The organism is Luteibacter sp. SG786, from assembly GCF_011759605.1.
Taxonomy (GTDB): Bacteria; Pseudomonadota; Gammaproteobacteria; order Xanthomonadales; family Rhodanobacteraceae; genus Luteibacter.
Genome location: NZ_JAAOYX010000001.1, coordinates 2520378 through 2535370, shown reverse-complemented (window position 1 = coordinate 2535370; position 14993 = coordinate 2520378). Strand labels below are relative to the sequence as shown.

Sequence of the window (14993 nt, the reverse complement as noted above, 5' to 3'; positions counted from 1 at the left end):
GGTCGCGGGAGTGCCCGCTGCCGCGGGATCGCCGGCATAGCCGGCTCCCACAAAGAGCTTTGGTCTTATTTCTTTACGGCGTGTTCGAGAGCCTCGAAGTCTTCCTGCGACAGCTCCAGCGAAGCACCCTTGACGTTTTCTTCCAGATGGTCCGCGCTGCCGGTGCCCGGAATGGGCAGCATCACGGGCGAGCGCTTCAGCAGCCACGCCAGGGCCACCTGCCCGTCCGTCGCACCGAGTTTATTCGCGATGGACGAAAGCACCGATCCTTCCTTCGCCAGTTCGCCCGCCGCGAGGGGGAACCAGGGGATGAAGCCGATGCCCTGCTCCGTGCAGTAGTCCAGCACGGCCTCGCTCTGCCGGTTGCCGAGGTTGTACAGGTTCTGGACCGTGACGACCTTGAAGAATTTCGCCGCGGCCTGGATCTCCTCCACGTTCACCTCGGACAGGCCGACATGGCGGATCAGGCCTTCGTTTTGCATGTCGCGGATCACGCCGAACTGCTCGTCGCGCGGCACCTTTGCGTCGATGCGGTGAAGCTGCCAGAGATCGATGCGGTCGACGCCGAGGCGGCGCAGGCTCATCAGCACGCACTGGCGCAGATACTCGGGCCGGCCTACCGGCGCCCAGATATCCGGGCCATGGCGGGTCAGGCCGCCCTTGGTCGCGATCACCATGCCCTTATAGGGATGGAGCACCTCGCGAATGAGGTCCTCGCTGACGAACGGCCCGTAGCTGTCCGCCGTGTCGATCAGGTTCACGCCGAGGGGCTGCAGTTTCTCCAGCGTCTGGCGCGCTGCTTGCGGATCGGCCGGATCGCCCCAGATCCCCTTCCCGGTGATGCGCATGGCGCCGAATCCCAGGCGGTTGACCTCGAGGTCGCCGCCGATCCTGAACGTGCCGCTGGCCGCTGCGTTGATACTGCTCATGGACTTGCTCCCGTGGGTTGGATGAAGGGTGTCATGCACACATTGGGATGGACCCGGCGGTCTAAACCCCCCAGAGTCAAGCTTCGAAAATAATCGCGACCACGTCTTGTCAAAGATGCTCGTCGATCCTGCCGAGCAACTCGTCGATGTCCCCCCGGGAGACCGGCCGGGCAAGAAGCAGCGCTTCTACCTGTTCCACGTCCCATGCCACCGTGGTCGCCCCGAGCATGAGTGCCGCGCCCTTCAGCCGATGGGCGATGTGCAGGGCACGTTCGGGCGCGGCCTCCTGGAGGGCTGCGCGAATGGCCACGAGGTCGAGCCGTGCTTCGTCGCGGAAGGCCCGTTCCGCGATGGACGTGCCAGGTGCCCCGGCGATGGCATCGCGCAACCCGCCCAGGGTCAGGGGCTTGCCCAGGACGGTATCGATACCGCTCTCTTCGCAGCGGCGCACGTGCGCTTCCCCATGGTTCGCGGAGATGGCGATGAAGCGTGTGCGCGCCCCTCCCGCGCCGGCCTCGCGTGCGCGCAATTCCGCAGCGATGTCGTAGCCCTGCATGTCGGGCAGTTCGCAGTCGAGCAGCACGCCGGCGAACATGCCCGGCACGAAGGCGTCGATGGCCGCCTGTCCGTGATCCACGGCGTGTGTGTCGTAGCCGAGGAACTTCAGCTGCGCGGCGATGATCTGCCGGTTCGCCGGGTGGTCCTCGACGAGGAGGATCGTGCCTTTCGGCTCGGGGGCGGTGTCGTCGGACGCTCCGGCGAAATCCTCGGGCGGCGCGACCGGCACGCGGCTGGTCGGAAGCTCGATGCGCACGGCGGTGCCGGCGCCGACATCGCTGCTGAGCTCGAGCCGGCCACCGAGGTGGCGCACGATTTCCGCGCAGATGCCGAGCCCCAGGCCTGTACCGCCCATGCGCCGCGAATGCGTGCCGTGCGCTTGCGAGAACGGGCGGAAGAGTTCGCGCTGCCGCTCCGGCGGCACCCCGATCCCCGTATCGAACACCTCGAGCACAAGGTGGCGCACTTCGTCGGTACCTTCGTTCGCCGTCTGCCAGAGTGCGATGCCGACATGGCCGCGCTCGGTGAACTTCACGGCGTTCGACAGAAGGTTTTCCATCAGCTGGCGCATCCGTGTCTCGTCAAGCAGCAACCATGGCAAGGCGCCCATGGGCAGGTCCAGGCGCACGGCCAGGCCCTTGTGCTCGATCGCGGCGCGTTGCCCTTCGATCACTTCGCGGGCGACCTCCACGATGTCGCACGCCACGAGGTCGGGGGTAAAGCCCTCGCTTTCCGAGCGGCTATAGTCGAGGGCGCTTTTCAGCAGGTTCTGAAGGCTGCGGCTGCTCGACTGCGCGATGGCCATCAGGTCGCGCTGCGCGCCGTCCAGCGATGTGCGCGAGAGCAGATCCACCGACGAGGCCACGGCATTCACGGCATTGCGCACCTCATGGCTCATCACGGCGAGCAGCATCGTCTTCTGGCGTTCGCCGCGCCGCGAGGCGAGTTGCGCACGCCGCAACTGCCAAAGGGCAAACATCAGCACGACGATGAGGGCGAGCCCCAGGCCGATCTCCACCCGGTACGCGGAAGCCACCTGGGACAAGGTCGGTGCGCGAAGGTAGGCCGTTTCGAGCCAGCGCTCGATCACCGCGCGGTTGTCGTCGGGGCCGATGCTCCGCAGGCTGTCGTCGATGATGGCCAGCAACTCCGGCGCATCCTTCCGCACGGCAACGCGAACGCTGATCGGCATCTCCGGAACATCGCCGGCGATGCGCAGGCTCAACGCGTAATCACGCCGCACGATCGGATGGTAGGCCACGTCGACGCCCACCCCGGCATCGGCGATACCGCTCTCTACCGCAGCCAGCACCTGGTGGATGTCGGCAAGGGGAAGGCGGGTCACCGCGGGATGCTCGCGACGCAGCCACGATTCGTAGACACCCCCACCCTTGAACGCGACCACCCGGCCGTCCAGGGCATGCATATCCAGCGTGGCAGGCCCGACCGTACGGCTGATGATCAGGGTCCGGCCGACGTAGAAGGGCTTCGACACGAGTGCGCGATCACCGACGTCGGCCTCCAGCAGGCGGTCACTGAGCGACGGCAGCATGTCGATGCGGCCTTCGTTGAAGGCCCGTACCGATTCCTCCCAGGATTTCGTGCGCACGGTGACGAAGCGCAGCCCGGTATGCCGGGACACCAGTTCGAGGTATTGGCTTACCAGCGGATTGCCCCAGTTGCCGCCCACTTCCGATCCCTGCTGCGGGTCCACGGCGATGCGCAACATCGGATGCGCGGCGATCCAGGCCTTGCGCGCGGCGGCTCCGGCCTCCGGCGTTTCCGTCGCCACCACGGCGAAAGCGAGCAGTCCGAAAAGGACGGCGAAGAGTCGCCTCACGCCGATCCACCATCCAGCGCGAGGATGTAATCGCGCAGCAAGTACAACTCGTTGTCTGAGGAAATCCGCAGTTTCCGGAAGGCTGCCGACTTCTGCGTGCTGATCGTCTTCAGGCTGCGCCCGGAACGCGTGGCGATCTGCCCCACGGTCAGGCCTTCCAGCAGTTGGCGTATCACTTCCCATTCGCGTGGCGACAACGGTACGAGCGCGGGGGGATCGTCACTCTCCACGCCGCGCTGGGGCAGGAAGCCGCGCCCGGTCATGATGGCGTCGATGGCGCGGATGACGTCGTCCGGTTCCTGGCTCTTGGCCACGAAACCGTCCGCGCCAGCCTGTCGCAGGCTGTGGATCACCAGGCCCTGGTCGTGCGCCGAGACCACGAGGATCTTCATCCGGGGATAGGCTGCGCGCAGCTGCTTGATCAGCGCGATGCCGTCGATGTCGTCGAGCGCCAGCGAGTAATCGATGATGGCCACGTCGACCGGCATGGTGGCCAGCATGGCGCGGAACGGCCGGCTGCTCGAATGGCTGCCGACGATGGTGATGGAGGGGGCTTTTTCGAGGTGCGCGACCAGCCCTTTCAGGACGAGCGCATGGTCGTCCAGCAAGGCCACGCGCACAGAGCCGAGATAGGATCGCGCGGACATGAGTGGACCAGATAGCCGGGTGTTGCCTGTCGAATGCCCTACTTTCGTGGGCGATGCGGACGCACCATATATCGGTGCGCACTCCCTTGTAAACGTCGTCATTCTAAGACCTGGGAAGCTTCCGGCTACACGCTATCGGCCATTCGACCACCTCCGTAAGCCATACAGGCAATCCCGATCCGTATTGCTACGCTCTCATCGCCCCGCCAGACGGGGTTTTTCGATGCCGTGAGGGGTGAAAGCGGGCATGGACACAGAAAGCCGCACAGCAGCAGCCGGCGCCGCCGGCGTGGCTGAATCCGTAGCGAACGCGCGTCCGTGGGACACGCCGGGCGGCCTCCTGGACCGCCCACTGGAGGGTGTCCGTTTGGGCATTGTCGGACTCGGCTATGTGGGGCTGCCCCTGGCGGTCGAGTTCGGCAAGCGTTATGCCACTCTCGGATTCGACATTCGCCCCGCCCGCATCGACGAATTGCGCGCCGGCCACGACGCCACGCTGGAAGTGGACGCCGAGGAACTGGCCGCGTCTGCGCGCCTTCGCTTTTCGGCCAGCCTCGACGACCTGGCGGCATGCGATGTCTACATCGTGACGGTGCCGACACCCATCGATGAGGCGCGCCGGCCGGACCTGACGCCGCTGCTGCGGGCAAGCGAGACGTTGGCGAAAGTGCTCAAGCGCGGCGACGTGGTGGTGTACGAGTCCACCGTCTATCCGGGCTGTACCGAGGAAGTCTGCGTTCCGGTCCTCGAGCGCGGTTCGGGTCTCGTGTTCAACCGTGACTTCTTCGTGGGTTACAGCCCTGAACGTATCAATCCGGGCGACAAGACCCATCGCGTGAGCAGCATTCTCAAGGTGACCTCAGGCTCCACGCCGGAAGCCGCGGATTTCGTGGATGCCCTGTACCGCTCGGTGATCGGCGCCGGCACCCATCGCGCCAGCTCGCTCAAGGTGGCCGAAGCGGCGAAGGTCATCGAGAACACCCAGCGGGATCTCAACATCGCCCTGGTGAACGACCTGGCCATCCTGTTCAACAAGCTGGGCATCGACACCCTGGAAGTACTGGAAGCCGCCGGTACCAAGTGGAACTTCCTGCCCTTCCGGCCCGGCCTGGTCGGCGGGCATTGCATCAGCGTCGATCCCTACTACCTCACGCACAAGGCCCAGCAGGTGGGCCATCACCCCGACGTGATCCTCGCCGGACGCCGCACCAACGACAGCATGGGGCCGTACATTGCAGGCGAACTGGTGCGGCTGATGGTGCGCAAGGGCATCAACCCGGTGCACGCCCGCGTGCTGGTGCTCGGTCTCGCGTTCAAGGAGAACTGCCCCGACCTGCGGAACACCCGTGTCGTGGACATCGTGGCTGCCCTTGGCGGATATGGCGTGGCGGTGGACGTGCATGATCCATGGGTGCGGGCCAGCGAGGCACGGCACGAATACGACATCGACCCCGTCGCCGAACCGGCACACGGGACGTACGACGCGATCGTCGTGGCCGTGGGCCATCGCGAGTTCGTCACGATGGGAGCCGAAGGCATACGCGCCTTCGGCAAACCCCTCTCCGTGGTGTACGACGTGAAATATGTGCTGCCCCGCGACGCGGTGGACGGCCGGCTCTGAGCCAAGGCCACGGTATGACAATCCTGGTCACCGGTACCGCGGGCTTCATCGGTTCACACGTGGCCACCCGGCTGCTCGAGCTCGGCGAAGAGGTCGTCGGCCTGGACAACCTTTCCGACTACTACGATGTCGGGTTGAAGGAGGCGCGCCTGGCCCGCCTCCGGGAACTCCCCGGATACACGCACGTGCATGCGGACCTGTCCGATCGCGATGCCATGGAACAGGCGTTCGCCCTGCATCGCCCCCGACGCGTGGTGCATCTCGCCGCCCAGGCAGGGGTGCGTTACGCCGCGCAGAATCCGCACGTGTACGTGTCGAGCAACGTCACCGGCTTCCTGCACGTGCTGGAGGGCTGCCGAAAGCATGCCGTGGAGCACCTGGTATTCGCGTCCACCAGCTCGGTGTACGGCGCGAACACCCGCATGCCATTCTCCGAACACCAGCCGACGGAACATCCGCTGACGCTCTACGCCGCCACGAAGAAAGCCAATGAACAGATGGCGCACGCATACGCCCATCTCTACGGGCTGCCGTGCACCGGGCTTCGGTTCTTTACCGTCTACGGTCCGTGGGGCCGACCGGACATGGCGCTTTTCCTGTTTACCCGGGCCATCCTGGCCGATGAACCCGTGCGCGTCTTCAACCATGGTCGCCACAAGCGGAGCTTCACCTATGTGGACGACATCGTGGACGGCATCGTCGGCATCCTCGGACATATTCCCGCACCGGACCCCCATTGGTCGGGCGAGCGGCCCGACCCGGGCAGCAGCGGTGTCGCTTCCTATCGCATCTACAACATCGGCAACGAGAAGCCGGTGGAGCTCCTGCGTTACATCGAAGTGCTGGAAAAGTGCCTTGGCAAGACCGCACGCCTCGAGATGCTGCCGTTGCAGCCCGGGGACGTGCCGGATACGGAGGCCAACGTGTCCGCCCTCGTGCAGGCCACCGGCCACGCGCCGAAAGTGGATGTGCATGAGGGCGTGCCGCGTTTCGTGGACTGGTATCGCAGGTATTACCGTGCATAAGACACCTCGCCCCTGCCCAACCGGAGATCCACGGTGATCATCGACTATCTCGATCCGCACGCCGCCGGCGATTATCGTGCGGACCTGTGCATCGTCGGCGGCGGCCCGGCCGGTATCGCCATCGCCCTTGCGTTCGCCGATTCACCATTCACCGTCTGCCTGATCGAGGGGGGCGGATTCTCGGGCGAAGACCGCAGCCAATCGCTGTACGAGGGCGAATCCGCGGGCGATCTGCCGCTCGATGCCGGCACATCGCGCATGCGCGTCCTCGGCGGCAGCTGCACCTTGTGGGGTGGTGGCTGCATTCCGTTCTCCGACGACGACCTCGCGCCTCGCGACTGGGTGCCCGACAGCGGATGGCCGTTGCGCTACGCCGACCTCGCTCCGTGGTACGAGAAGGCGCGCGAGTTCTGCCGCATCAACGCCACGCCCCTGCCGGGCCATTTCGACGGGTCGCCGCCGCGCGCGCCACTGGACCTCGACCCGGAGGCTCTGGTGAACTTCGTCTTCGCGCGTAGCCCGATCACCTTCGGCGATGCATATCGCGAGGCATTGCGCCGCTCCGACAATGTGACCCTGCTGCTGCATGCGAACGTGATGGAACTCGACGCGACGGCCGACGCCGCCACGGTCACCGGCGCACGCATCGGCTCCCTCGATGGACGGCGCGGATGCGTTCGTGCGCGCCACTATGTGCTTGCCGCGGGCGGCATCGAGAATGCGCGCATCATGCTGCTCTCCGACAGCGTCGCTCCGGCGGGCCTCGGTAACGACCGCGATCTGGTCGGCCGCTATTTCATGGACCATCCATGCGGCGCCATCGGTAGCGTGCGCGCAGACGATCCCGACCGCCTCACACGACCGTACGAACGCACCATCGGTAAGGTGCGTGCGCCGCTGTCACCGGAGATCGGGTTGTCTTTCGAGGCCCAGCGCGCACATCGCAGCCTCAATGCGCGAGTCCATCCCTTCGCGGTGGAGGGCCGCGTGCCCCATGGCATCCGTGCGCTGCGCGACGTGCGTGCGGCGTTGCGCCCGCCCCGCCACACCGAAGCCACCCTGCTGGAAGCGCGGCTCTGCGCGGCACTGCAGAACGGACCCACGGGCCCGGCCGTGGCCGTGCACCAGAAATTCGTGCTGAGTGCGATGCGCGTCGGCCTGCACATGGGCGACGTGGTGAAAGCGGCGGCCCAGAAACTGGTGGACCGCCCCACGGTACGCAGCGACCGGGCCGAACTGGTCGGATTCTTCGAACAGGCGCCGCAGCGCGACAGCCGCGTGCTGCTCGGTGAATCGCGCGACGCCCTCGGCCTTCGGCGCGTGCGGGTCGAATGGAGGCTCAACGAGCTCGACAGGCATACGTGGCGTACCACGACGGTCATTGCCGGCGCGCGACTCGCCGCCACCTGCAACGGTCGCTTCGAGCCCGCGGCCTGGGCCATGGGCGACGCACCTCCGGAGGTGCACGGCACCGCTCACCATATGGGCACGACACGCATGTCCGCCGATCCCGCCACGGGCGTGGTCGACCCCGATGGAAAAGTGCACGGCATGGCCAACCTGCACGTTGCCGGCAGTTCGGTGTTTCCGACCGGCGGCTGGGCGTTTCCGACATTCACCGTCGTGGCGCTCAGCCTGCGCCTGGCCGAACAACTCCGCGCACTGCTGAGCGAAAGCGGCGGCCTGCTGTAGTGGCTGGCCGTCCCGTCCTGGTCGACGCAGGTTTCCCGCTGCCGCGCGGAGACTTCGCCTGTGCCATGACCGGCGAACTGCATGCGGCCGGGTTCTCGATACCTCGCGCCGACCAGGCCTGCGTCGTCGTCTTCGACGCGCGCGCCATGGCGACATACGCGCCGCTTGCCATGGATGTGCTCGACCGCCGCGAGCGGGCTCGCGCCGCGCGTTTCCGTTTCCGGCGCGATCGCGACACCTATGTGCTGGCACACGCCGCATGGCGCGTGGCTTTGGGTATCTGCCTCGGCGTCGATGCCAGGGAGGTACCGCTGGCTTGCACCGGAGACGGTCAGCCGTGTCTCGCCGGTACCACCTTGTCGACCAGCCTGAGCCACAGCAGCGAATATGTGGCCTTTGCCGTATGCCCTGCCGCCACCGTGGGCGTCGACGTCGAGCAATGGCCCGCGAGGATCGACCTCGAGGCGCTCATGCCCATGTTCTGCACGCGCGAGGAACGTGCCGCCATGGCATCGCTCGACGAAGGAGAGCGGACGCGCGCACTGCTCGAGTTGTGGACGCGGAAGGAAGCCTTGCTGAAGGCGTTCGGCGTGGGCCTGCTCGCCGATCCCGCCACCGTCGCCGCGCCCGCCGGCCATGCCCAGATGCCGCCCGCGAAGGCCCTGCATTATCCTCCCTGCCACACGCGCAACCTGCCGGCTGACGATGGCTGGATCGGTGCGCTCGCGGCACCGCCCGCCATCCGTGACATCCGCCTGCATCGTTTGCGAGACGGCCATTCGGACTAGCCATGGGCCGTCCGGAAGTGCAATCGACAGCCCGCGGTGCCCCACCTAGTCTCTCTGATATCCGCACGTGACAGAACGCGTGCTTCAAGGGGACGACCGATGATTCGCCTGTTCAGACAGCCGATCGTGCGCTGGCTCACCCTGATGGGCTGCTGCGAACTGTTGCTTCTTGCCGCGTCGCTCAATGCCGCAACGTGGATACGCTTCGCCCCGTCACCCGAAGACCTCGCCGCGTCGTCGCATTCGTTGACGGCCCGTGCCTCCATGTTCGCGATCGTGATCTTCCTGAGCATGGCGGCCCTCGGGGAATACCGGGCCACCCTGCGCATGAGCTGGCGAGGACAGCTTGCACGGCATGCCATCGCTTTCGCCCTCGGCGGCCTGGTCCTTGTGGTCGGCTACTACGTGGTACCACAGGCCTACGTCGGCCGCGGTGTCCTTGGCATGGCCCTCGTCATCGCCTTCGTCGTCACGTCGGGATTCCGTGCGCTGTTCATGCGCCTCGTGGAATTGGAATCGCTAAAGCGCCGCGTCCTCGTGCTGGGCGCGGGCGAACGCGCCGCGCAGATCCACAACCGCATGCGCCGGCGTTCGGACCGTCGCGGGTTCTGCCTGCTCGGTTACGTAAGGGGCTTGAACGAAACGGTGGCCATTCCGGAAAACCTGCTGGTGAGGCCCGCCGAATCGCTGGCCGATCTGGCCCGGAGGGAACGACTGGACGAGATCGTGGTGGGCGTGGACGACCGTCGCGGCAGCCTGCCGATGGACGAGTTGTTGGCGTGCCGACAACTCGGCGTGCAGATCACCGACCTGACTACCTTCGTCGAGCGCGAAGCCGGACGCGTGCAGCTCACCATGCTCGATCCGTCGTGGCTCGTATTCTCCGGCGGATTCAATGCCACGCCGGTGGCCCTCTTCCTGAAAAGGGCCTTCGACCTCACCGCCTCCACGCTGATCGCCCTGCTCTGCTGGCCGATCATGCTCGGCGTTGCGCTGGCCATACGCATCGAGTCCGGTCGCGGTCAGCCGATCCTCTATCGACAGGAACGCGTGGGCGAACACGGAAGGACCTTTTGGCTCTACAAGTTCCGCAGCATGCGTACGGATGCTGAAATGGACGGCATCGCGCGCTGGGCGTCCAGCAACGACGACCGGGTGACCCGCGTCGGACGGGTCTGCCGCAAGCTGCGCTTCGACGAACTGCCGCAACTATGGAACGTGATCCGGGGCGACATGAGCATCGTGGGGCCTCGCCCCGAGCGGCCCCAGTTCGTCACCGACCTGGAAAGCAAGATCCGTTTCTACAACCTGCGCCACTGCATCAAACCGGGGTTGGCTGGCTGGGCGCAGTTAAGCTATCCGTACGGCGCGTCCGAAGAGGATGCGGCGGAAAAGCTCAAGTACGACCTCTTCTACGTAAAGAACCACAACCTCTTCCTCGACATGGTGATCCTCATCGAAACGGTGGAGGTGGTGCTGTTCGGCCGCGGGGCGCGGTGATCGCGCAACCCTGTCAGGGCGGGGGCCCGGGCGTGGTCACGTGCAATGCACGCAACGGCGAACTGTGCCAGTCCACCAGCGCGTCCGCTTCGAACCGCACCCACGAGGGACCGTATTCCCAGCGATCCTCGCCACGTCGCGTGGGCTCCCCTTCGATGGCGAGCACCTCGTCCTGTGTCATGCCGAGCGCAAGCACGGGCGCCTGCACCGATGCCTTGGGTGCAATCCGCACAGGGACCTCGCGAACCTCCGTTTCCACCGCCTCGTTCGCAGGCCACAACGACCAGGCCAGCAGCGGTGCCGCGATCGCCAGCGTAATCGCATACCAATGCCTCGCCTGGACACGTTGCGGCGGTCTGGGCGAAGGCGGAGCGACGGCTTGCGGTTCATGCGGCACCCGCTCTGCATCCCGCGCGGGAAGCGGAGCGCCGGGAAGGCGTCCGTGCCGGCGATGGAAGTCCATCGCCGCCCCGTATTGCGCCGTGAGCCGCTGCAGGCGAGCGGCAGCCAGCTTGTCCGCACGCGTGCCGCGTCGCCTGTCGGGATGCCACAGCGCCACATTGCGGCGATACGCGCGCTTGAATTCGTCGAGCGAACAGCCGGGCTCCACGCGCAGCTTGCCGTACAGGTCGATGAAGTCGGTTTCGTCGGTCACCAGAATGTCCCCTGCGGCGGCGCACGCTGCATACCGTCAGGTCCGGCGCTCGCATCGGCAAGCGTCGCGCACGGCCTTCACGCTGACAAGTATCACTTTTGGAGAATCGCCATGCCCTTGCTCTCCTTCCTTGCCGCGGCCGCCTCGGCCCTGACGGCTTCCGCCGCCCAAGGGCCAGCCCTCGGTGCACATGTTTTCCTGGGTCAGGGCGAAGGACTGGGCGTCAGCCCGGCGGTGACCCGTGCCGTGGACACGCAACCGGCGGGCAGCGTCTTCGTCGTGTTCAACGCAGGCTACGCCAGCAACGATGCCGTACCTGCCGATACGTACCGAAATCGCTGGCGCCCGCTGGGACGGCCCGTGAGCTATGCCAACTACGGCGGCCGCTTCACCGTGCGGGGCTATGTCGCCCTCGCCGGCGAGGGCGGCCCGGCGCACACGGTATCGATCGAGAAGCGCGGCGAACCCGCGGGCGAACTTTCGCTTCCCTTCGTCGAGGTACGCAACGCCACGCGCATACAGGACATCGCCCAATCCTATGCCCAGCCTTCGCTGGTCGTCTCAAGCGGTGACGTACGCGTGGACGGACCGGCAACCCTGCTCGCTTTCTGGTGGGGCGACGGCGGCGTGAAGCGCATGACGGTCACGCCCGGCGACGGCTTCCAATTGATCGACGCGTTCACGGAGCTTCCCGATGAAAGCGGTGTACAGGGTGCGGTAGCTTGGAAACAGGTGGATCGCGCAGGCACCTATCGGGTGCATTGGACTGCCGCACCCGTGCAGGGCGCGGTACTTTGGTTGATCGCGATCCGCTGAACCGGCGTCGCGTTTGGCATCCGTTCACATCGGAACATCAAGGCGTCGTCCGATTCCGGACAGTGTGTCGAAAATGCAACTCGCAAATAGTCGCGCCGCGCCGTGACCTGCGTCCGAAGGCGTACAAAAATGCGCATGCGTATGGGAGCGAAGTGTCCGCAACCGGACATCCAATCCTACAACAATAGGCCTATTTTCCTTTTCATTACATGGAGATAGCCTAGCTTCTCGATACCCCGAGCCGCGGCGGAACAAGTCAAGGACGCCACGGATGAGCAGGAGCACACTGCACAGGGACGTGCCGGGAGGGAGGCGCAGGGAGCGCATCCGCCCGCGGCCGAGGTGTCGAGCCACCAGGGACTCTCGTTGTAAGTCCATTGCCCCCGGGGGCCGCGATCCATGCGCCCCCGGTCTGGGCAAACTCAAAAGGTGACGCGTACGCCGAGGTTGCCGGCGAAGCCGCGCATGCCGTAGCTGCCGATGGCGTGACGGTAGTTGGCCTCGCCGTAAATCTGCACGCGCTTGCCCAACTGGCTGACGGCACCGGCGGAAACGCGATAACCATTGCCGACGCGGCCCGACCGGAAGCGATCGGCCGCATTCCACTCCTCGCTGGAGACGTCCACCAACGGATCGCCGTTACTGGTGTGCGTGAGGTCGACACTGGCGTACGGCATGAACACGGGGTTGGCCGTCCGCGAAAGTCGTCCGCCGAGCGTGGCACTTGTCTGTTTCGCCGTCCCCAGCCGCACGTCCAGTCCATCGACATCGCGGAAGTCGCGGAAGTTCAGCGATTGGTGCTTCACCTGGAAGCGCGGCTCCACTGTCCATTCATTACCGAGGGCGAACGGCATACCCCCCTCCACGGATGTCGTCCAGCCGTTGGCACGGATGCGCCCCACATCGGAGCCGCGCAGATCGGTGCCCACGTCGCCACGATAACGGATGGCACCCACCACGCCGTCGACCCAGAAACCATTGCCGCTTTGCCATGTGACCCAGGCGGAGACGCCGTTGGCGCGGTATTTTGCGCGGCTGTTGCCGTCAGCTGCCTTTGGCGTAACACGCGTCGTGCCGTGATCGGCGGCCCAGCCGGCGCGCAACGTTCCATTGTCGTGATCCAGCGCGATCAGGCTTCCGCCCAGTTGCAACGCGTTGACCTGCTGGTCGAAATCGTATCCGTAATTGCCAAACGAGCGGTTCGAGCTGTAGCGCAACTGGCCGCCGAGGTAACGCATGAACACCTCGCCGCCGACCGGGTCGTGCGACGTGCCTTGGCGAATGTCGCCGAGGCGCTGGTGCAGGCCGTCGGTCATCATGTCGCCGTAGGTAAGCAGTGCGGCCGGCGCGGAAAGGTATGAAGGCACCTGCGGCACGACCGCATTGCGGCCATCTTCCGGAGGCGGCCTGTCGGGATTCGGGTTCTCGCCACCGTCGTCGCCACCATCCCCACCGTCGCCACCATCCCCACCACCGTCTCCGGGGTTTTCCGGCTCGCATTCCTTCTCACAGACGATGCGATTGCCGAGCCGATAGTCCCAATTGAGGTTGCCGGAAGGCAGCAGGTTCTGCGCAGGATCCGTCTGGCCGGGGCCGAACGCATGCAGGGTGTATTGGTACGGGCCGGCGGCAACGTAGCGGCCGCGCAATATGAAAGCATCCGCGCGCGACGCGCCCCCCACTTGTATCAACGAGATGCCTTCGTGCGCATCGACCACACCGTCGCCATTGCTGTCGGTCAGCCCGCCCGGACCATTCGGTACCACGGCGATGACAGTGGGTCCGCTCGTCGTGACATTTCCTTCGACCAGCAGGCGGTCCGTCACCTGGTTCGCGAGAGGACCGCCTTCATTCATCGTGGTCCTGAGGGTGACGACGCCGCCATCTCCTGAAAGGTCGCCTCGCACGACGAGCGAGAGAGGGGAGGCCGCCGCCGGGGAAAATGCCAGCGTGGCGCCCGACATGGCAAGCGAATCGACGGCCGAGTCACTCCGTACATTCCATACCGAACCCGTGTCCAATCCGAGCGCGACCGAGCCCGACACGGCCCCGTTCATCACCGCGCCATTCGAGAGATTGACGACGGCGCGCCCACCGTCCGCCATGACAATGTCGCCATCGACCGTGCTGTGGTCGACCGACATGTCGGCGGTTGTGCCTGCCATGCCTTCCAGGGCGATACCGTTGCCACCCCGCAACAGACTGTTGTTGGAAAGGCGAATGACGGCATCCGTGGTCTTGCCCGGGCTGAGCACCTCGAGAAGGATGCCGCTTCCCGCGGTGCCCTCGACCCGGGAAGCATCGACATTCAGGAATGCTCCACCGGTAGGGCCGCTGCGGTCGTCCTTCATGAAAAGAACGCCATTGGCCTCACCCAGAAGTTCCGACTGATTGCTCGCGTTCAGCGTACCGGCCGAGACCTGCGCCCCGATCCCAGACCCGGCTCTCGTTCCGCGGACATTAACGCCATCCAGCGTCAGGACGCCGTCCTGCCCCACGCTGGCTCCATAATTGCCACCACGCAGCGATCCTCCCTTTACCGTGGCCGTCGTGATCGCCGGGTTCGCATCCGTCCTGGTAAGAATCAAACCGACACCCGCGGTGCCTTCCACATCCGTGTTGACGAGGGTGGCCTGGGCGCCGCTGCTCAGGTTGAGCCCCTCGAAAGACCCCAGGATGCTGGCGCCATCGGCAGTGCTTACTCGACCGCCGGTGGCGCGAATAGTCAACGCAGAAGAGCCCGCGAGCATGGTAAGCGTCGCCGTTCCGGGGACGGTCCAGGTTTCCGGCGCATCCTGCGGCCCCACGGTGGCGGACTGCCCAGGGTTGAGAACCCGTGCGTGCGCACTGTCAAAGGGGAGCCACAAGGCGGAAGCGAGCACGAACCAATGGCCTGCGTTTCGTTGCGGAGTCATGGGCAAA

Annotated in this window: 11 protein-coding genes; 6 read left to right on the top strand and 5 right to left on the bottom strand. The window is 65.8% G+C overall.

The features are described from left to right. Positions 1 to 65: 65 nt before the first annotated feature. The 3 genes from FHS47_RS11460 to FHS47_RS11450 form a co-directional block, all read right to left on the bottom strand. Positions 66 to 929 carry an aldo/keto reductase gene (locus FHS47_RS11460; RefSeq protein WP_167027221.1) on the bottom strand — a complete coding sequence of 288 codons (864 nt, stop codon included), beginning with the start codon at positions 927 to 929 and terminating at the stop codon, positions 66 to 68. A 109-nt stretch (positions 930 to 1038) separates the two neighbouring features. Then, on the bottom strand, positions 1039 to 3327 hold the full coding sequence (locus FHS47_RS11455) for an ATP-binding protein (protein WP_167027218.1): 2289 nt from the start codon (positions 3325 to 3327) through the stop codon (positions 1039 to 1041). Next, positions 3324 to 3974: a response regulator transcription factor gene (locus FHS47_RS11450; protein ID WP_208381918.1), complete on the bottom strand. Its 651-nt coding sequence runs from the start codon at positions 3972 to 3974 to the stop codon at positions 3324 to 3326. The genes FHS47_RS11455 and FHS47_RS11450 overlap by 4 nt, the downstream gene beginning before the upstream one ends. A 352-nt stretch (positions 3975 to 4326) precedes the next feature. On the opposite strand from FHS47_RS11450, the gene tviB reads away from it, so the two are divergent. The 5 genes from tviB (at position 4327) to FHS47_RS11425 (ending at position 10600) form a co-directional block, all read left to right on the top strand. Next, positions 4327 to 5595, top strand: coding sequence for a Vi polysaccharide biosynthesis UDP-N-acetylglucosamine C-6 dehydrogenase TviB (gene tviB, locus FHS47_RS11445; protein WP_247741450.1), 1269 nt, complete (start codon positions 4327 to 4329; stop codon positions 5593 to 5595). Between the two features lie 14 nt (positions 5596 to 5609). Next, positions 5610 to 6620: an NAD-dependent epimerase gene (locus tag FHS47_RS11440; RefSeq protein WP_167027213.1), complete on the top strand. Its 1011-nt coding sequence runs from the start codon at positions 5610 to 5612 to the stop codon at positions 6618 to 6620. A 33-nt stretch (positions 6621 to 6653) separates the two neighbouring features. Continuing rightward, the gene (locus FHS47_RS11435) at positions 6654 to 8312 is read left to right on the top strand and encodes a GMC family oxidoreductase (RefSeq protein WP_167027210.1); all 1659 of its coding nucleotides are present in this window, start codon (positions 6654 to 6656) and stop codon (positions 8310 to 8312) included. Beyond that, a complete protein-coding gene (locus FHS47_RS11430) occupies positions 8312 to 9100 on the top strand; it encodes a 4'-phosphopantetheinyl transferase superfamily protein (protein ID WP_167027207.1) in 789 nt (262 codons plus the stop codon). The genes FHS47_RS11435 and FHS47_RS11430 overlap by 1 nt, the downstream gene beginning before the upstream one ends. Before the next feature lie 99 nt (positions 9101 to 9199). Next, entirely contained in the window at positions 9200 to 10600 is a 1401-nt protein-coding gene (locus tag FHS47_RS11425; RefSeq protein ID WP_167027204.1) for a TIGR03013 family XrtA/PEP-CTERM system glycosyltransferase, read from the top strand. A gap of 13 nt (positions 10601 to 10613) precedes the next feature. Here the strand turns inward: FHS47_RS11425 and FHS47_RS11420 are convergent, their stop codons facing one another. Further along, complete coding sequence (locus FHS47_RS11420; protein ID WP_208381917.1) at positions 10614 to 11255, bottom strand: DnaJ domain-containing protein; 642 nt, start codon at positions 11253 to 11255, stop codon at positions 10614 to 10616. Between the two features lie 111 nt (positions 11256 to 11366). Between FHS47_RS11420 and FHS47_RS11415 the strand changes: the two genes are divergently transcribed. Continuing rightward, complete coding sequence (locus FHS47_RS11415) at positions 11367 to 12071, top strand: hypothetical protein (RefSeq protein WP_167027201.1); 705 nt, start codon at positions 11367 to 11369, stop codon at positions 12069 to 12071. A gap of 422 nt (positions 12072 to 12493) precedes the next feature. On the opposite strand, the gene FHS47_RS11410 is transcribed toward FHS47_RS11415, so the two are convergent. Next, entirely contained in the window at positions 12494 to 14986 is a 2493-nt protein-coding gene (locus tag FHS47_RS11410; RefSeq protein WP_167027198.1) for an autotransporter outer membrane beta-barrel domain-containing protein, read from the bottom strand. Positions 14987 to 14993: the final 7 nt, after the last annotated feature.

What these genes read in the sequence shown, in the direction of transcription:
- FHS47_RS11440 (WP_167027213.1), top strand. Translation starts at nt 5,610, where the DNA reads ATGACAATCCTGGTCACCGGTACCGCGGGCTTCATCGGTTCACACGTG.
- FHS47_RS11415 (WP_167027201.1), top strand. Translation starts at nt 11,367, where the DNA reads ATGCCCTTGCTCTCCTTCCTTGCCGCGGCCGCCTCGGCCCTGACGGCT.
- FHS47_RS11425 (WP_167027204.1), top strand. Translation starts at nt 9,200, where the DNA reads ATGATTCGCCTGTTCAGACAGCCGATCGTGCGCTGGCTCACCCTGATG.
- FHS47_RS11450 (WP_208381918.1), bottom strand. Translation starts at nt 3,974, where the DNA reads ATGTCCGCGCGATCCTATCTCGGCTCTGTGCGCGTGGCCTTGCTGGAC.
- FHS47_RS11410 (WP_167027198.1), bottom strand. Translation starts at nt 14,986, where the DNA reads ATGACTCCGCAACGAAACGCAGGCCATTGGTTCGTGCTCGCTTCCGCC.
- FHS47_RS11460 (WP_167027221.1), bottom strand. Translation starts at nt 929, where the DNA reads ATGAGCAGTATCAACGCAGCGGCCAGCGGCACGTTCAGGATCGGCGGC.